Source organism: Azospirillum sp. Sh1, assembly GCF_008365135.1.
GTDB classification, from domain to species: domain Bacteria; phylum Pseudomonadota; class Alphaproteobacteria; order Azospirillales; family Azospirillaceae; genus Azospirillum; species Azospirillum oryzae.
In genome coordinates, this window is the sequence record NZ_VTTK01000058.1 from 1 (window position 1) to 16,669 (window position 16,669).

General features: G+C 68.6%; 16 protein-coding genes and 1 pseudogene. 3 read left to right on the forward strand and 14 right to left on the reverse strand.

The features are described from left to right. Positions 1-85 precede the first annotated feature (85 nt). Positions 86-472 (forward strand): MFS transporter, encoded by a 387-nt coding sequence (locus FZ029_RS31035; protein ID WP_149273866.1) that lies wholly within the window; start codon positions 86-88, stop codon positions 470-472. Between the two features lie 512 nt (positions 473-984). Here FZ029_RS31035 and FZ029_RS31040 read toward each other — a convergent pair. After that, positions 985-1,446, reverse strand: coding sequence for a cytochrome c (locus FZ029_RS31040; RefSeq protein WP_211104265.1), 462 nt, complete (start codon positions 1,444-1,446; stop codon positions 985-987). A gap of 101 nt (positions 1,447-1,547) precedes the next feature. Then, positions 1,548-1,799 carry a transposase gene (locus tag FZ029_RS31045; RefSeq protein ID WP_188052131.1) on the reverse strand — a complete coding sequence of 84 codons (252 nt, stop codon included), beginning with the start codon at positions 1,797-1,799 and terminating at the stop codon, positions 1,548-1,550. Positions 1,800-1,988: 189 nt separating this feature from the next. On the opposite strand from FZ029_RS31045, the gene FZ029_RS31050 reads away from it, so the two are divergent. Beyond that, the gene (locus tag FZ029_RS31050) at positions 1,989-2,441 is read left to right on the forward strand and encodes a Rid family hydrolase (protein ID WP_188052132.1); all 453 of its coding nucleotides are present in this window, start codon (positions 1,989-1,991) and stop codon (positions 2,439-2,441) included. A gap of 18 nt (positions 2,442-2,459) precedes the next feature. Here the strand turns inward: FZ029_RS31050 and FZ029_RS31055 are convergent, their stop codons facing one another. From FZ029_RS31055 to FZ029_RS31095, 9 genes are all read right to left on the reverse strand, one after another. Beyond that, complete coding sequence (locus FZ029_RS31055) at positions 2,460-3,767, reverse strand: amidase (protein WP_149273872.1); 1,308 nt, start codon at positions 3,765-3,767, stop codon at positions 2,460-2,462. A gap of 107 nt (positions 3,768-3,874) precedes the next feature. After that, positions 3,875-4,573 (reverse strand): RraA family protein, encoded by a 699-nt coding sequence (locus FZ029_RS31060; RefSeq protein WP_149273874.1) that lies wholly within the window; start codon positions 4,571-4,573, stop codon positions 3,875-3,877. Between the two features lie 20 nt (positions 4,574-4,593). After that, positions 4,594-5,379: an SDR family oxidoreductase gene (locus tag FZ029_RS31065; protein WP_149273876.1), complete on the reverse strand. Its 786-nt coding sequence runs from the start codon at positions 5,377-5,379 to the stop codon at positions 4,594-4,596. 45 nt (positions 5,380-5,424) lie between these two features. Further along, complete coding sequence (locus tag FZ029_RS31070; protein WP_149273878.1) at positions 5,425-6,282, reverse strand: aspartate dehydrogenase; 858 nt, start codon at positions 6,280-6,282, stop codon at positions 5,425-5,427. A gap of 53 nt (positions 6,283-6,335) precedes the next feature. Next, positions 6,336-7,229 (reverse strand): polysaccharide deacetylase family protein, encoded by an 894-nt coding sequence (locus FZ029_RS31075; protein ID WP_149273879.1) that lies wholly within the window; start codon positions 7,227-7,229, stop codon positions 6,336-6,338. Between the two features lie 28 nt (positions 7,230-7,257). Beyond that, positions 7,258-8,217 (reverse strand): TMAO reductase system protein TorT, encoded by a 960-nt coding sequence (locus FZ029_RS31080; protein WP_149273881.1) that lies wholly within the window; start codon positions 8,215-8,217, stop codon positions 7,258-7,260. Then, positions 8,214-9,221 carry an ABC transporter permease gene (locus FZ029_RS31085; RefSeq protein ID WP_149273883.1) on the reverse strand — a complete coding sequence of 336 codons (1,008 nt, stop codon included), beginning with the start codon at positions 9,219-9,221 and terminating at the stop codon, positions 8,214-8,216. The genes FZ029_RS31080 and FZ029_RS31085 overlap by 4 nt, the downstream gene beginning before the upstream one ends. Continuing rightward, complete coding sequence (locus tag FZ029_RS31090; protein WP_149273885.1) at positions 9,218-10,222, reverse strand: ABC transporter permease; 1,005 nt, start codon at positions 10,220-10,222, stop codon at positions 9,218-9,220. The genes FZ029_RS31085 and FZ029_RS31090 overlap by 4 nt, the downstream gene beginning before the upstream one ends. After that, positions 10,219-11,745, reverse strand: coding sequence for a sugar ABC transporter ATP-binding protein (locus FZ029_RS31095; RefSeq protein WP_149273887.1), 1,527 nt, complete (start codon positions 11,743-11,745; stop codon positions 10,219-10,221). Before FZ029_RS31095 ends, FZ029_RS31090 begins: the two co-directional genes overlap by 4 nt. Positions 11,746-11,899: 154 nt before the next feature. Here FZ029_RS31095 and FZ029_RS31100 point away from each other — a divergent pair, with 154 nt between their 5' ends. Next, positions 11,900-12,913, forward strand: coding sequence for a LysR substrate-binding domain-containing protein (locus tag FZ029_RS31100; protein ID WP_188052133.1), 1,014 nt, complete (start codon positions 11,900-11,902; stop codon positions 12,911-12,913). 296 nt (positions 12,914-13,209) lie between these two features. Here FZ029_RS31100 and FZ029_RS31105 read toward each other — a convergent pair whose 3' ends face one another. From FZ029_RS31105 to FZ029_RS31115, 3 genes and pseudogenes are all read right to left on the reverse strand, one after another. After that, on the reverse strand, positions 13,210-14,178 hold the full coding sequence (locus tag FZ029_RS31105) for an IS5 family transposase (protein ID WP_149273912.1): 969 nt from the start codon (positions 14,176-14,178) through the stop codon (positions 13,210-13,212). Positions 14,179-14,794: 616 nt separating this feature from the next. After that, a pseudogene (locus tag FZ029_RS31110) lies at positions 14,795-15,007 on the reverse strand (transposase); the annotation flags it as partial. Positions 15,008-15,252: 245 nt separating this feature from the next. Then, entirely contained in the window at positions 15,253-16,452 is a 1,200-nt protein-coding gene (locus tag FZ029_RS31115) for an IS256 family transposase (RefSeq protein WP_149273890.1), read from the reverse strand. Positions 16,453-16,669 lie beyond the last annotated feature (217 nt).

Here is a 16,669-nt window from a genome sequence, read left to right on the forward strand (position 1 = left end):
GGTTTCAGCGCAACAGGGTAGCGGGTAGGGCCGAGATGCGGCAGGATCAGGCGGTGGCAGGTGCTACATAATACCGGGAATTTGGGTGGTTGGATCGCTGATCGACCGATGGCTGCGCGAACTCGTTCTGATCAGCACGGTAGTGTTCGCCCTCGCTTCAGCGGCGCTCAGCGTGTGGCAGGACAGTCCCACGGTGATCTACGCCGCGGCAATCAGCTGGGGCTTGGCCTTTGGTGGTGCTGCAACACTTTTCCAGACGGCCTCCGCCCGGGCCGCCGGTGAGTCGGCGGATGTTGCTCAGGCGATGATCGTTACGACTTGGAACATTGCCATCGCGGGAGGGGGTGTCGTGGGGGGAACACTCCTTGAAACGCTTGGCGCTACTTACTTTCCATGGGCCCTGATCACTCTCTTGATCCCGACGCTTGCCATGGCCTGGAAAGCGAATCGTCATGGGTTTCCATCGACCTGACATCGATGACGATGAGGGTGTTGACAGGCTTTCACCCACATCTTGGGAAAAGGCGGCGTGGCTCCAGACCAATCTGCCCGCCCTTGTCCATGGGGGGCCAAAGGCGAATTTCCAGCGCGGGAGTTCGCAGCCAGTGCCCGACTCGGTCCAACCCTGGCGGGCACCGATCAACTTTGACGCGCTCAATCCATGACGGCGCAGTTTGCCCCACGATCAACCCGATTTTCCGGAGAGCCAAAGAGAAAGGGGGGCGTCAGGATGGGATTGGTCACGTCATATCCTCGTCCCTGTTTCAGTCCAGCCAATGCGCGGCTGATACAAAGAATGTGGCGTTCGCCGTCGCTGTGATCCCCGCGTCTAGGACTACATTTCCATAGCCGCCAATTGTCGGATCAATCGCAACGGGAGTTTGTATTCGGGGTCAGGAGGGCAGCCGCCCCAGGGTAACCACCCTTCATCGACTTCCTCCCGGCCCTGGCGATGGCGTGTTCACGGTCAGCGGCGCGCTACGGTCATTTGGCCTTCGAGATCATGTCGCTCATATACTCGTTCAGGTCGCGAAAATCCTTGACCGTCCAGGCGAAAGCAGGCAGGCGGGCATTGTTTTCCCGCAAGGTTCTTGGAATCAGGTCGCCATTCGGACGGAGTATTACGGACGAAACGATGACGCCAGGATAATCAACTAGACGCTTCTTGAACGCGGGTGTCGTAAGATCGGGCGTCGGAGGATTGCTTTTATTGGCCAAAGGCCCAGTGCCCTTCACATCTTTACCGTGGCACATGGCGCAGCGGTTCATAAAAATCTGCTCTCCATTGCGACTGTCTGCAAAAGATATCGATGAAATCCAAAGTATAACTGACAACGCCGCGATGAGATTTACTCTGTTTCTCATAGTATTCTGTCCTTGATGATGCTGGGCCATATTGTATAAAATAATGACATAGCGGTTGCAATGCGTTTCCGTTCCTGTCAACTTTCTACCATTACGAAACTCCGAGGAAATTTGGGCTTCTACGCCTCCTTATCGCGGCAGCTTCTCCGCCGATCCGGCTAGATGTTTAGTCCCAAGAGACGCTAGGAGAGGAAGCGCTCTCGCAGGTACAGCCAGTCGCGCTCGACGGGGTTCAACTCGGGACTGCAGGGTGGCAGCGGCACCAGCGTGACATTGTCCAGCACGACCAGCGCCCGTGATCCGTGCCAGCCGGCTTGGTCGAGCACGAGCACCGCCTGGACGTCCGGTTCCAGGCTCCGGCAAGCTGGCGCGAAACCTGCCGGAACCGCGGCGCTGTCCGCCGCCAGCTTCGCCCGGATTGGAGGCTGGGACATGCACCCGGCTTCGGTCCGGCGGGCGGGACTGAACGGTCGCAGCGCTGGAAGACGCCCAGCGGCCCGCCACTGAAATCGCGATGCATGAGTCCTTCTCATGCATGGAGGCCGGATAAATCGTTTGTCGGAAACTGGCCGAACGCGGAGGTTTGGCCCGAGGCTTTCAGCATCGACAATGGAGGAATTGCCTTGGCAAAAGGAATTGAACGCTACGCGCTGGATGAGTCCTCGCCCTACCGGCCCCAGTTCCTGGAATCGGTGCGGGTGCCGGTCGATGGAACCGAATTCTTGATGCTGAGCGGGCTGACGCTGCCGGTCATCGACAACTCCGTGCCAAGTGACCAAGCCGGGGCCTATGGCGACACGGAGATCCAGACCCGCAACATCCTGAAGGAGTTGAAGGCCACGCTGGAACGGCGCGGCTATGAGCTGAACGACGTGGTCAAGGTCCAGGCCTTCCTGGTCGGCGATGCGCGGATGGGCGGGCGGGCCGATTTCCAGGGCTTTTCCCGCGCCTACGCCGAGGTGTTCGGCACCGCCGAAACCCCGAACATTCCGGTGCGCACCCGTGTGCAGGTGGCCGGACTGGTGGAGCCGGGCTGGCTGGTGGAGATCGAGGCGATGGCCGCCAAAGCGGGATGACGGCGGCCATCGTGACGGTCAGGCCGGCCCGTCCGGCGGCCCGCCGAACCGGCCGGCGATGGCGAGAACCAGATCGTCCGCGCCTGGCCGTCCGACGATCTGTATCCCCACCGGCATCCCGTTGCCGTCGCGCCCGGCCGGCAGTGCCAACGCCGGCAGGCCAAGCAGGCTGAAGGGGCGGTTGAAGCGTAGGAAGGCCAGGGTGGTGGCGCCGGCAATGGTCACGTCGTCGTCGTCGACAACGTCCAGACGCGGAGCCGGCCCGCCGATCACCGGACAGAGCAGGACGTCCGCCGCAGCGAAAGCCCCCTGGATCACCGCCGCCCGATGGGCATCGCGGTCGCGCAATGCCCGGTCGTAGGCGTCGCGCCCCACCTCGGCCGCCGCGACCAGACGCCGCCGCACCGCCGCCGGGTACCAGTCCGGACGCTCCGCCAGCCTCGTCCGGTGCAGGGCGGACGCCTCGAACGAGGTGATGGTCCCGGCGCAGGCGTTCAGCACATCGAGCGGCGGCAGGGCGACCTCGGCCGCCAGCGCTCCGTCCTCTGTCATCCGGCGCAGGACGGACTGGATGACCGCGGCGACCTCCGGCTCGACCCCGGTCCGGAGCCACTCCGTCGGCAGACCGAGACGCAGAGGGCCGACGCGCAGAGGAGCCTCGTGCTGCTCCCTGGACGCCGGGTCGCGCAACGCCGCGAACACCGCACGCAGCAGAGTGGGATCGCGGGCGATGAGGCCGATGACGTCCTGCGACGGCGACAGCGGCGCGATGCCGGGGTCGCTGATGGCCCCGGCCGTCGGCTTGAAGCCGAGGACGCCGCACAGGGCGGCCGGAATGCGCACCGACCCGCCGGTGTCGGTGCCGAGTGCGAAGGGCACGATGCCGGCCGCAACCGCCGCCGCCGATCCGCTCGACGACCCGCCGACGGCAAACCGCGCATCCACCGGGTTCAGCACCCGCCCGAAATAGGGGTTCAACCCGGTGGCGGCATAGCAGTGCGGGTCGAGGTTCAGGGCCCCGATGGCGATGGCACCCGCCGCCGCCAGACGGTCGAGCGCCACGCTGGTCCGCTCTCCACCCCAGCGATAGCCATGCCCGCCCCCCACCGTCGGCTGCCGCCCGGCGGTGACGAACACGTCCTTGTGGGCGAAAGGCAGACCCCAGAGCGCCGGTCGCGGACCGTCCGCCGAAGCCGCCGACAGAGCCAGCGCCCGCTCCTCCGCGTCGGGGAACAGCTCGATGAAAGCATTGAGCCGGCTGGCACGCGCCGCCGCCAGGGCGGCCGCGACAGCCTGGGCAGGGTCGCGGGGAGACGCGGGGATCATGCTGGGGTCCTTTCAACAATGGTGTCGCGGCGCAGGGGATGGCGGCAGTGGCACTCCCGAAACGGCCCCGTCTCCGGCGGGCGGAAACAGGGCCGTCCGACAGGGCGTCAGACGTGGCCGTAGCGTTCCAGCGCCTGCGCCAGGGTCAGGCCGTTCGACAGTTCCTCGCGGATGCGGATCTCGGTCGCGGTCAGCGCCTCCGATTCCGCCAGCACCTTCGGAACGATGGCTGCCGGGATGGCGAGCGCGCCGTCCTCGTCGGCCAGGATGAAGTCGCCGGGCTCGATCTTCACGCGCTCTACCGTGGCCCCGCGCAGGAAAACCGGAACCTGCCAGGCGTTGACCTTCCAGCGGCCGATCGACTGCACCGGCGTGCGGTAGCGGGCATAGACCGGGAAGCTGTGATGGCCGAGCCAGCGCACGTCGCGGATGCCACCGTCGACCAGTGCGCCGGTGCTGCCGCGCTCCTTCATGCCGATGGCGATCAGCTCGCCGAAATAGCAGATGCCGTCGCCGTCGCCGCTCCACACCGACACCTCGCCGGGCGACAGCCCCTGGCAGGCCGCCATCTTGTCGGCGTCGCCGCCCAGCGGATAGGGTGTCATCTGGCCGCGGATGGTGTAGGCCCAGCCGGCCAGCCGCCCGGCGGTGGTAGGATAGGGCATGAATTCCGCTGCTAGCCCCTGGTCGGGCCAGCCCATCACGTCGAGCACGTCGGCGACGTTGGAGGTGTCGACGGCCAGGAAGCGGGTGCGGATGTCCTCGCGCTGCGCGGCGGTGAGGACCGTGTCGGTGCTGCTGCTCATGCTGGGACTCCTTCGGACTGTCAAATGCTGGGGATGTAGCCGCCGTCCACCCGCAGGGTGGAGCCGGTGACATAGGCGGCGCGCTCGCTGGCCAGGAAAGCGACGGCGTCGGCGTATTCGCGGGGCTCGCCGTAGCGGGCCATCGGGATGGCGGCGGTGCTCTCGGTGACGACCTCGGCAACCGGCCGCCCCTCGCGCGCCGCCTTGCTCTCGTCCAGGAAGCGGATGCGGTCGGTGGCGATGCGGCCGGGCAGAACGACGTTGACGGTCACGCCGTCGGCCGCCACCTCGCGGGCCAGCGACTTGGACCAGCCGACCAGGGACAGGCGCAGCGCGTTGGACAGGGCGAGGTTGGGGATCGGCGCGACGACGCCCGACGAGGCACTGGTGACGATCCGGCCCCAGCGCCGCTGCCGCATGCCGGGCAGCACCCGGTCGGTGATGCGGATGACCGACAGCACCATCGCCTCGAATTGCGCCGACCAGATGCGGGGATCGACGCCGCTGGCCGGCGACGGCGGCGGGCCGCCGGTGTTGTTGACCAGGATGTCGACGCCGCCGAACCGCTCCTCGGCCAGGGCGACGTTGCGCTCGACGGCGTCCGCGTCGCCCAGATCCCAGATGACGGGCAGGCAAAGCGTGGCAGTTTCGGCGATGGCGGCGCTGGTGGTGGCCAGCGATGGCGCGTCGCGGTCGGCGATGACGAGGTTGGCGCCTTCGCGCGCCAGACCCAGGGCAATGGCGCGGCCAAGCCCGCCCCCGGCGCCCAGCACCAGCGCAGTGCGGCCGGAAAGTCCGAGATCCATGACGAATCCCCCTTCTGTTTTTCGTTTCTTGCTGAAACCAGGCGCTCAGGAACCGACGCGCAGCGGCGCGCGCAGCTTGCGCAGATAGGCCAGCACCGACAGGGCGGTGATGCGGCCGGTCTTCGGGTTGTCGGTCGGGATGTTCTCGATCGCCATGGTGAAGGTCGCCGAGTCCGCCTCGACCTCGATGCGGTGGGTGTTGCGCTCCAGCGCCGGGTCGGCCCAGATCTCCAGCGTCGTGCGGTCGGGGCCGATGCCGGCCAGCGACAGCGCCACCGCGACGTTCAGGTTGGCGGGGAACCCGATCGCCGCCTCGCGCGGGGTGCCGTGAAAGATGCGCAGCGGGCCGGTGATGTCCTCGATGGCGATGTTGTTCTCGACCAGATAGGGGGCGCCGACCAGACCGCGCACCGGCTTGCGCGTCACCATGCGCACCGCGCGGATTTCCCCCTCGGCCGCCGCCGTCACCGCGTCGAGCCCGAGCAGCGCCCCGGTCGGCACGACGATCTGCCCGCCATGGGCACGGGCGGTGGCGACCAGCCCTTCGTTGGCCAGCAGGGCGCCGGAGCTGAGGACCACCGCCGTCTTGCCGGCGCGGAGGAACGGCTCGACGATGGCCGGAAGCAGGGCGGCGGGGGCGCATTCGACCACGAGGTCGGCGAGCGGCTCCAGTTCGGCGATGTCCACCACCGGCACCGGGTGGGTCAGGGCGGACAGGCGGTCCGCCGCCGCCGCCTTGTCGCGGGCCGAGACGGCGGTCAGGACGCAGCCGTCGAGGCCCCCGTCGAGCGCCTCGACGATCTTCAGGCCGACGGCGCCCAGGCCGGCAACGGCGACCCGCAGCGGGGGCAGAGCGCGGGCGTGCGCCGGGGTTTGGGACAGCCCAAGGGGCGTCTCAGTCATGATGGAACCTTTCGGATGGGAGCCGGCCCGAGGGGGCCGGCGTCAGGAACGGGTCAGGGGCCGGTGGTGGCCGGCGGCGGCGTCAGCCCGGCGAAATGGTCGGCGATCTGGCCGGCGGTGGCGAACCAGACCTCCTCGCGGTGGGCGTCGAGATGCTCCAGCACCCGGCGGAACTGCTTGATGCGGAAGGGCTGGCCGATGATGAAGCTGTGGATGGTGATGCCGTAGGCGAGCGGCTGGTCCTTCGACTGGCTCAGCATCTCGTCGAAATTGTCGATGGCCATGTCGGCGAAGGCCGGCGCCGTGCCGTCATGCAGCACCACCATCGGCACGTCGTTCACCTCATGGGGATAGGGCACGCTCAGCAGCGGCCCGCCGGTGGTCCGCATCCACACCGGCTGGTCGTCCATCGGCCAGTCCAGCGTGTAGCGGTAGCCGGCTTCGGCCAGCAGATCCTCGGTGTTGGCGCTGGGGTGGGCGCCTGGGCTCATCCAGCCGGCGGGGGGCTTGCCCTCGTGGCGGCGGATGGCCTCGGTCGCCTCGGCGATCAGGCGGCGCTCCTCCTCCAGGCCCATGCCGTTCTGGTGCTCGCCGTTGGTCCGGCCATGGGCGACGATCTCGTCGCCGCGGTTCCTCAGGGCCGCGACCAGCTCCGGGCAATGCTCGTAGCATTCGGTGTTGAGCAGCACGGTCAGCGGCAGGCGGTGGGCGTCGAACAGGTCGATCAGCCGCCAGCCGCCGACCCGGTTGCCATATTCCCGCCACGCCCAGTTGTAGCTGTTGGGATGGCTCAGCCCCGGCGAATAGGGCAGCCCGAGGCCGCTGCCGTAAGGGAAATGCTCGACGCAGAGCGCCACATAGACGGCCAGCCGCTTGCCGCCCGGCCAGGAAAAGTCGGGACGGTCGGTGATGGCGGAATAGGGAAAGCGGTTGTGGGAGGGGAGCATCGCTTGTCCTGCCTTCGGTTCGATATGGTCAGGGCCGGTAGTCGGCCGGGGCGACGACAGAGCTTAGATCGACCTCACCCAGCGTGTCCGAGGTGACGAGCAGCGCCGGCAGCACGACCTTGGCTTCGACCGGCTTCTTGCCGGCGGCGGCCAGCGCCTGGGTGAAGGCGGCACGGCCCTGCGCCACCACCTGCTGGATGGAGGTGCAGGCCAGTTCGCGGTTCTTCAGCAACTGCTGCGCCGTCGGGCTGAAGTTGGAGGCGGAGACCCGCACCGCCGGCATGCGCCCGGCCGCCTTCATCGCGGCGACCACGCCGGCCGCCATGTCGTCGGTGGCGGCGTAGACGCCCTTCAGATCGGGAAAACGCTGGGTCCAGTCCTCCGCCGTGGTCAGGGCGGCGTTGCGGTTGTCGGCCAGCCGGGATTCGGCGACGACCGTCACCCCCGGCGCCTCCTTCGCCAGCGTCTCGCGGAAGCCCTTGGCCCGCAGGTCGGACCAGGCCTGCCCGGTCGGTCCCGCCATCATCGCCACCTCGCCCTTGCCGCCGATGGCCTGGGCCAAGCAGCGGGCCTGGAGACGGCCCATGTCGTAATGGTCGGCGCTGACCGTCGCGCTGAGCCGGTCGCTGTTGGGCGGCGAGGAGATGCCGATGACCGGGATGCCGCGGCCGATCGCCTGCTCCACCACCGCCCGCACCGCGTCGCCGTTGGTGGCGCCGACGATGATGGCGGCGACGCCGCGCTGGGCCAGATCCTGGATCTGGGCGATCTGCTGGCTGGTGTTGGCGTCGCCGCCTGCGTTGAGCTTGACCAGCGTGACGCCGGCGGCCTTGGCCTCCTGCTCCGCCCCGTAGACGGCGGAGATCCAGAAGGACGAGGCGAGGTTGGGAATGGCGAAGCCGATGGCCTTGTCCTGTGCCAGGGCCGGCGCGGTGGAGAGCAGGAGGGCGGCGAGGCTTCCGGCGAAGCGGATCGGGGAGCGGGTCATGTCCGTGTCCTTGATTGGGAGTGGAAGGACGGCAGAGAGCGCAGAAGCGTTTCGAGAAGGCCGGAGGCGATGATGACCACCCCGACGGCGATCTGGGCGACGAAGGGCGAGACGCCCTGGAGGTTGAGACCGGTCAGCAGCACCTGGATGAAGGCGGCTCCGGTCACGACGGCGGCCACGCTGGCGATGCCGCCGCTGAGCGCGGTCCCGCCGATGACCGCGGCGGCGATGGCCTGAAGCTCCATCCCCGCCCCCTCGGTCGGCAGACCGGAGCCGGCGCGAACCGTCATCAGCACCCCGGCGAGGCCGGCGAACAGGCCGCACAGGCCATAGGCCCAGAGCTGGACGCGCCGGGTGTCGACGCCGACCAGCGCCACCGCCTCGGGGTTCGATCCGGCCATCAGGATGCGCCGGCCGGCGAGGCTGCGGCCGACCAGCAGGGCGGCTCCGACCGCCAGGACCAGCGCCGCCCAGCTGGCGGCGGGCAGGACCGGCATCGGCTCGAAGCCGAGACGGGTCACCGCGCCGGCCGCGTCGAGCGGCACCACCTGCCCGTCGCCGGTGATCAGAAGCGACAGGCCGCGCACCGCGATCAGGCTGCCCAGGGTGGCGACCACCGGCTGGAGGCCGAGCGTGCCGACCAGCGCGCCGTTGACCAGCCCGCAGAGCAGCCCGGCCAGCGCCCCGGCGGCCAGTCCGGGCAGGCCCCAGCCGTTGCAGGCCATCGCCGCGCAGACGCTGGACAGGGCGGCGACGGCGCCGACCGAGATGTCGAAGCCCCGGGTCGCCAACACGAACATCTGGCCGATGGCGAGCAGGGCGAGGACCCAGACCTGCGCCCCGATGTTGGCGGCGTTGCCCAGGCTGAGGAAGCGCGGCGCGGTGGCTGTGAACACCGCCACCGCCAGGATCAGGCAGAGCGGCGCGACCCGGAAGGGGACGGGAAGGACGGAGCCGGCGGCGCGCAGGCCATCGGCGGAGCGGCGCAGGAGACGGGCGCTCATGACCGGTCCTCCTCTGGCTGACGGGCGGGCCGAACCGGCAGCAGCAGGAGCAGCCGGGGCACCTGCTGGAGGATCACCGCGCCGAGGATCACGGCGGCGATCATCAACTGCTGGTAGGGGACGGGCAGGTTCAGCAGCACCACCGCGTTGTTCAGCATGGCGATGACCAGCACGCCGCACAGAGTCTGCACCGCCCTCCCCTGCCCGCCCGCCAGCGGGATGCCGCCGACGGCGCAGGCCGCGATGGTCTCGAAGGGCAGGTTGGGAGCCAGGCCAGGCTGGCCGGAGGCGACCCGGCTGGTCAGGATGGCGGCGGCAAGCGCACAGAAGGCGCCGGCCAGCAGATAGCCCGCCAGCACCACCCGCCACACCGTGATGCCGGACAGCCGCGCCGCCGTGCCGTTGGCGCCGACGAGGTACCAGAGCCGGCCGGCGCGGGTGTGGGCGAGCAGCAGGTGCAGCAGGGCGAAGCTTGCCGCCGCCGCCAGGATCGGCACCGGGATGCCGGCGACCCGGCCGCGCGCCGGCCAGGAGAAAGCGTCGCTTGGGGGTGCGTCGATCGGCAGGCCGCCGGCCAGCACCGCCGCCCCGCCGCCGGCCACCATCAGCATGCCGAGCGTGACGAGGAAGGGCGGCAGGGAAAAGCGCGCGACCAGCGTGCCGTTGACGAATCCCACCAGCAGCACCGCCGTGGCACCGGCCGCGAAGCCGCCCGCCACCCCGGCGGATGGCAGGGCCAGCACCGTCACCACGCTGGCCAGCGCCGCCGACGCCCCGAAGGAGAACTCGATCCCGCCGAGGATCAGCACGATGGTCTGGCCGCAGGCGGCGATGCCGAGGATGGAACCGACCCGCAGCAGATTCTCCAGATTGCCGGCGCTGGCGAAGCGCGGCACTGCCAGGGCGAAGACGCAGAACAGCAGCAGGACGACCCAGACGGCGGCGGGCGGGTTGAGACGGCCGGAGAAGCGGCGCGGCCGGGCGCCGGTCAGGGCCATCATGCCGCCCTCCGTCCGGCCAGCCGGTCCATCAGGGCGGCGCGGCCGGTGCCGCGCGGCACTTCGCCATCAAGGCTGCCATGCCGCACGACCAGGATGCGGTGCGACAGGGCCATGACCTCGTCGAGGTCGCTGGAGGCGACGACGACGGCGACGCCCCTGCCGGCGGCCTCGACCAGCGCGTCGTGGATGGTTTCCCGCGCGGCGATGTCGACGCCCCGCGTCGGCTCCAGCACCACGAGGACCCGCAGGTCCGGCACCGCCAGATTGCGCGACAGCAGCAGCTTCTGCTGGTTGCCGCCGCTGAAACCGGCGGCCGGACGCTCCGGCTGGAAGGGGTGCAGGTTCAGCCGGCGCAGCCAGGGCATCAGCGCCGCCGCCTCGCCGCCCGGCCGCAGCAGCCCGCCGCGCGAGAACAGCGCGACGGTCGAGGAGGACGCATTCTGGAGCGCCGCCAGCGGGCCGAACAGCCCCTCGGCGTGGCGGTCGGCCGGGACGTAGCCGACACCGGCGGCGACGGCCCGCACGCGGTCGCCCGGCGGCAGCGCCTCCCCCCGCACCGCGAGCATGCCGGCGGCGACCGGCCGGGCCCCCGCCAATGCCGCCGCCAGCTCCAGGGCGCCCGAACCGACCAGCCCGGCCAGCCCGACGATCTCGCCCGCCCGCACGGTTATGTCGGCCGCAGCGTCCGCCGGCCCCAGCCGCAGCCCGGTCGCGGTCAGCACCGGGGCCCCCGGCTGCGGCAGCACGCGGTCGCCGGACTCCACCATGTCGCCCAACATGGCGCGGATCAGCTCGGCGCGGGTCTGCGAGGCCAGCGGCTCGGCATCGATCACCGCGACGCCGTCGCGCAGGACGGTGACGTCGTCGGCCAGCGCCTCGATCTCGTCGAACTTGTGGCTGATGAAGAGGACGGCGGTGCCCTCCGCGCACAGGCGGCGGACCACGCCGAACAGCCGGTCGGTCTCGTCATGGGTCAGGGCGGCGGTCGGCTCGTCCAGCACCAGCAGCGTGCAGCGCTGCCCCAGCCCGCGGGCGATCTCCACCAGTTGGCGCTCGCCGACCGACAGCCGCTCGACCGGAAGATCGAGGTCGCAGCCAAGGCCGACCGCGTCCAGCCAGGCCCGCGCCGTGGCGCGCGGCACCAGGGCCGGCCGGGCGCGCAGACCCGCCGCCCCTGCGATGGCGAAGGCCGACAGGTTCTCCAGCACCGACAGATGGGGAAACAGGCTGAGATGCTGGTAGATCGGGATCACCCCGGCGGCAATCGCCTGCCGCACCCCGGCGAAGCGGGTCGGAATGCCGTTCAGCGCGATCCGCCCGCGGTCGGGCTGGATCGCCCCAACCACGATCTTCACCAGCGTGCTCTTCCCGGCGCCGTTCTCGCCAAGAAGCGCATGGACCTTTCCCGGACGCAACCGCAACGAAGCGTTGCGGAGCGCGCAGGTCGCCCCGTAATTCTTGGCAATGCCGCTGACTTCGAGCGTCCAATCCTTGCCGGGATCGCCCCTTGTCTGTCGTGTCATGGCTGTTCGTGTCACGGTAACCCTCGCGCTTGCCCTGTTTCTTTTGAACTCTGGCGGTTCAGTGACAGGAAGCGTGCCGGAGGACGCCGGCCCTCACAAACGACTTGTTCGGCCCTCATGCATGACCTACGCTCATCCATGGGAGGCCATGCATATGCCGAAACGACCGCTGCCGCCGCTCAACACCCTGCGCGGGTTCGACGCCGCCGCTCGCCACCTCTCCTTCACGCTGGCCGCCGACGAGCTGCACCTGACCCAGGGCGCGATCAGCCGGCAGGTGCGAGACCTGGAACTGGCGCTGGATTGCCAGCTGTTCCGCCGGATGACCCGGCGCATCGAGCTGACGCCGGAAGGCGAGGATTTCGCCCGCACCGTCCGCGATTGCCTGGGTGAGTTGGAGCGCTCGGCGCAGCGGATCGGCCGGTCGCGGACGATGCGCACATTGACCATCTCGATCCTGCCGACCATCGCGTCGCTGTGGCTGATGCCGCGCCTGCATCTGTTCACCCAGGCCAACCCCGGCGTCGAGGTGCGGATCATCTCGTCGATCGAGCCGTCGAACCTGCTGGCGCACGAGGCCGACATCGCGATCCGGGTCGGCCGCATCCCGGGCCGCCGCTATGAGCGCGGACAGCCGCGCATCGACCTGGACATGGTGACGAACTGGGACGGCGTGCAGGCCGACGAGCTGTTCCCCGACATCCTCCGCCCGGCCTGCGCGCCAGCACTTGCGGGCGAGGCGGTGCTGGAGGACGGGCGGCCGGTGGTGCGCCTGCCGCTGATCCACACCTCCAGCCGCCGGCATGCCTGGCCCGACTGGCTGAGGGCGACCGGCGGACAAGCCGTCGCCGGAACCGGAGGCGAGCTGGAGTTCGGCCATTTCTTCATGTCGCTGGACGCCGCCCGCCAGGGCCGCGGGATCGCCATCGTGCCCGACATCCTGCTGGCGCAGTACGACCGCCGCGACGAGCTGGCGATGCCGCTGCCGTCCGAGCTGCGCAGCGCCGGCGAATATTACCTGCTGATTCACGAAAGCCGGTTGGACGATCCCCGGACGCAGGCCTTCCGCGGCTGGATCCTCGCGGAATCCCGCAAGGCGCGCGATGGGCTCGCGTCCACGGTCGACCGGTGCGCCAGCACCTCTCTTTCGCAGCTTTCCGCTCTTTAGGGTTCCGTCGGGTGTCGCGCCAAGTCTGAGTACCTGTTCGCGACTTTGGCGCAGAACTCGGCCTGCTGACGGATTTTGCCCTGAGACGATGGAGATCAGGCGATCTTGAGGGTGTTGGTGCACGGAGGCAGGGATGAGCGGGTTTGCCGGTGGCGAGCCGTCCTATAGAAGTCCGTCTCCGCTCCCTCTCCCCTGGATGATCAGCTGCCGGCATGCCGAACAAACACAATGACGCCCGGCGCCGGCGTGTTGCAGCGAGGCGACGAGTTCCGGAGATCGCCCCGCCCCACCGCCGATCAGGTGACGCGAACGGAGTTCGGGCGTCCGAGGTCGAGCATGCAGTTGAGCACGGCGGCGCCGATGGCGATCTCGGTGGCCTGCGCCGCATCAGAGTGGAAGCGCAGCGCCGGTCCGAGGACCTGCTTCCAGCGACCGATCTGTCCCTCGACCTTTGCCCTCTGATTGTAGCCGCTACTCCGCTGCCAGGCCATTCGCCCGGTCTCGGCGATCACCTGGAGGTGGCGGTCGCGCTGGGTGGGCGCGGTCGCGGCCGTCTCGCTGAGCACGGCATCGGCCCGGGGCGGCACCACCACGGCCGCTTCGGCATGGCGCTCGTGCACGGCGGCATAGACGCCCATGCGATCATAGGCACCGTCGCCGGTGAGCGCCGCCAACCGGCCGGGGACCTGGTCGAGCAAGGGACCGATCTGGGCAGCGTCATCGATGGCGCGGTCGCTCAGCGTGGCGGCGACGATCCGGCCGCTCTGCGCATCCACGCCGACGTGCAGCTTCTTCCACGAGCGCCGTTTCTGGGTTCCGTGCTTTTCGATCAGCCACTCGCCCGGTCCGCACAGCTTCAGCCCGGTGCTGTCCACCAGCAGGTGAATGGCCCCGCCGGTTGAGCGCGGCACTTGCGGCAGCGTCACCGTCCGGGCGCGCCGGGCGAGGGTCGAGTGGTCGGGCACCGGCAGGTCGAGGCCGAGCAACTGCAGGACGGAGGCGATCACCCCTTCGGTCTGGCGCAGCGCCAGCCGGAAGACGGCGCGCAGCATCAGCCCCGTCATGATCGCCAGGTCGGAGTAGCAGGGCTGTCCGCCCGGCGTGGTGCGCGGTGCCGCCTTCCAGCGGGCGATCGCGTCCTCGGTGAACCACACGGTCAGGCTGCCGCGCTGGCGCAGGGAGGCGTCGTACTCGGCCCAGTTCGTCACCTTGCGTTTCGGTCGCGGGATGTGATGACGGCGAGCGGCGTTCGCCTTGTGCGGCATCGCGGGAAATCCAGCTGACGAAGAACGGCGCCCCGACCTACCCCACCAGATCCATCCGTGCAACAACGCGTCCTCAGCCATCACGGCGGCTGCCATGTCGATGAGCTGCTTTCCTTCTGGTAGCAGTCGACGTGCTTCCGAGTGTCCGTGCTGCAATATCAGCTGATGAACGTTGCTCATGGCTGCCTCCCGGTCCGCACTGTGGCGGCTCGGTGTGACGAAATCAATGTGGACTCTGGTGACGTAAGCTATTTGGAAGTTATTTGGATCTTAACTATTTGCTTCGTCACCAGAGTCCACGGGATAACTCCAAATATGGCGAGTCGTGCGTCACCAGAGTCCACACGATCGTCACCAAAGTCCACGGGATAAGTTGCCGCTGGCTTTCTGTCACGATTGCGAATCGTCCGACTCGGGTGGTGTGGACTCTGGTGACGGCAGGGTGGTGCGGGGCACGGTGGGGTCGAGGACGGCGCGGTAGTGGTGGATCACGTAGGTCCGCACGGCTGAGGCGAAGTTGGCCGGCTCGCTGCCGTGTAAAGGCCGAATGAAGTTTGGTTCTTGGCGGGCGCCGGGGAGTGTCCGGAATTTCGTGCTCGGCGGGGCGGGTTAAGTATCAGGCGCTCATCGCCTTTGCGAACCGCTGGCCGAAGATGACGGCCATCTGCGCCTTGGCGGCCGTCCATTCGCGCGGCGGCATCTTCCAGTCTTTCTCGGCGCGGTTCAAGACGAGAAACAGGAGCTTCAGGGCAGCTTCGTCATTGGGGAAATGCCCCCTGGCGCGCACCGCCCGGCGCAGCTTGGAGTTCAACGCTTCGATGGCGTTGGTAACCGGTATGATGATCTCCGATGCTACCTTCGTTCGGTTGGGGCCGGCTGGGTCCCGATGTATGGTGCGACCATCCGGGACGAGGGGCATCGGGAGCGCGTAAGGTGGGCAGGCCGATGTATTCGATGAGCTGCGAGCTCGTGTTAGTAGCTGGCCGCCCCTGCGACCCACCCGGGATCGTGTCCCCGGCCGTGGTGTAGGAGCGGAAAGGCGCTCATGGTCTCTGGCTGGTCTGGCCGGGATGGTCAGGCAGCCACGGCGGGCAGGCTGACGATGGGATCATCGCCGAGAGGGGCAATAGTTTCCAGCGTCATATATCGCGCCCGCTGAACGGCCCATTCGTCATTCTGCTCCAAGAGGATGGCGCCGATGAGCCGTGTAATCGCCGCCTCGTTCGGAAATATACCGACAACCTCGGTGCGCCGCTTGATCTCGCCATTGAGGCGTTCAATGGGGTTGGTCGAGTGGAGCTTGGCCCGATGCTCCCTGGGAAAGGTCATGTAGGCCAGGACGTCTTCTTCCGCCTCGTCCATCAGAGTGGCCAACTTCGGCAGCTTGGCCCGGACCTGGTCGGCCACTTGCCGCCACTGCGTGCGTGCAGATGCCGCATCATCCTGCGCGAAGGCGGTGGCGATGAAGGCCGCCACGACACGGCGCCCGCTCTTGCCGGCATGGGCAAGCGCGGTCCTGGAGAAATGCACCCTGCACCTTTGCCACGTCGCCTGGAAGACCCGGGTGACGGCGGCCTTGATGCCGCCATGGGCGTCGGAGATCACCAGCTTGACGCCACTCAGACCGCGGCGCTTGAGCTTGCGCAGGAACTCGATCCAGAAGGTCTCGGCCTCCGACGGACCGATGTCCATGCCCAGCACCTCACGGCGGCCATCGGTGTTCACCGCCACTGCGATGGTGACGGCGACCGAGACGATGCGCCCGTTCTGGCGCACCTTCACATAGGTGGCGTCGAGCCACAGGTAGGGCCAGTCGCCCTCGATGGGGCGGCCGAGGAAGGTCTTCACCCGGTCATCGATCTCGGCGCACAACCGGCTCACCTGGCTCTTGGAGATGCCCGACATCCCCATGGCCTGAACCAGATCGTCCACCGAGCGGGTCGAGATGCCCTGGATGTAGGCCTCCTGGATCACCGCCGTCAGCGCCTTCTCGGCCATCCGCCGCGGCTCTAGAAAGCCAGGGAAGTAGGAGCCCTTGCGCAGTTTGGGGATGCGCAACTCGACAGTGCCGGCGCGGGTCTCCCAGTCGCGATCCCGGTAGCCGTTGCGCTGGACCCGCCGCTCGGCAGACCGCTCGCCATGACCGGCGCCGGTCAGCCCCTGAACTTCCATCTCCATCAAGCGCTCGGCGGCAAAGCCGATCATCTCCCGCAGAACATCGGCATCCGCGCCCTTCTCAAGCATCGCGCGAAGCGCCATCATCTCGTCGGTCATCGTGGTCACCCTCGGTCGAGGTTGTGTTGTGGTGACCAGACTCTACCGAAGAACCACGATGACCGCCCGCTGTGGATAACCGGCCCGCCTACGCCAGCCATCGGAGGGCGCTGCGGCGGGCCGGTTCCCCACAGCTCCTACACCACCTCGTGGGACACGACCCCCGTTCGCATCAACGAGCGCCGATAATGATCTTTTGGCGTTGTTTAACTGATAA

Coding starts and splice junctions, on each gene's coding strand:
- FZ029_RS31045 (WP_188052131.1), bottom strand. CDS start 1,799: ATGTCCCAGCCTCCAATCCGGGCGAAGCTGGCGGCGGACAGCGCCGCG.
- FZ029_RS31060 (WP_149273874.1), bottom strand. CDS start 4,573: ATGAGCAGCAGCACCGACACGGTCCTCACCGCCGCGCAGCGCGAGGAC.
- FZ029_RS31105 (WP_149273912.1), bottom strand. CDS start 14,178: ATGCCGCACAAGGCGAACGCCGCTCGCCGTCATCACATCCCGCGACCG.
- FZ029_RS31115 (WP_149273890.1), bottom strand. CDS start 16,452: ATGACCGACGAGATGATGGCGCTTCGCGCGATGCTTGAGAAGGGCGCG.
- FZ029_RS31095 (WP_149273887.1), bottom strand. CDS start 11,745: ATGACACGACAGACAAGGGGCGATCCCGGCAAGGATTGGACGCTCGAA.
- FZ029_RS31055 (WP_149273872.1), bottom strand. CDS start 3,767: ATGATCCCCGCGTCTCCCCGCGACCCTGCCCAGGCTGTCGCGGCCGCC.
- FZ029_RS31075 (WP_149273879.1), bottom strand. CDS start 7,229: ATGCTCCCCTCCCACAACCGCTTTCCCTATTCCGCCATCACCGACCGT.
- FZ029_RS31100 (WP_188052133.1), top strand. CDS start 11,900: ATGCCGAAACGACCGCTGCCGCCGCTCAACACCCTGCGCGGGTTCGAC.
- FZ029_RS31065 (WP_149273876.1), bottom strand. CDS start 5,379: ATGGATCTCGGACTTTCCGGCCGCACTGCGCTGGTGCTGGGCGCCGGG.
- FZ029_RS31080 (WP_149273881.1), bottom strand. CDS start 8,217: ATGACCCGCTCCCCGATCCGCTTCGCCGGAAGCCTCGCCGCCCTCCTG.
- FZ029_RS31090 (WP_149273885.1), bottom strand. CDS start 10,222: ATGATGGCCCTGACCGGCGCCCGGCCGCGCCGCTTCTCCGGCCGTCTC.
- FZ029_RS31085 (WP_149273883.1), bottom strand. CDS start 9,221: ATGAGCGCCCGTCTCCTGCGCCGCTCCGCCGATGGCCTGCGCGCCGCC.
- FZ029_RS31070 (WP_149273878.1), bottom strand. CDS start 6,282: ATGACTGAGACGCCCCTTGGGCTGTCCCAAACCCCGGCGCACGCCCGC.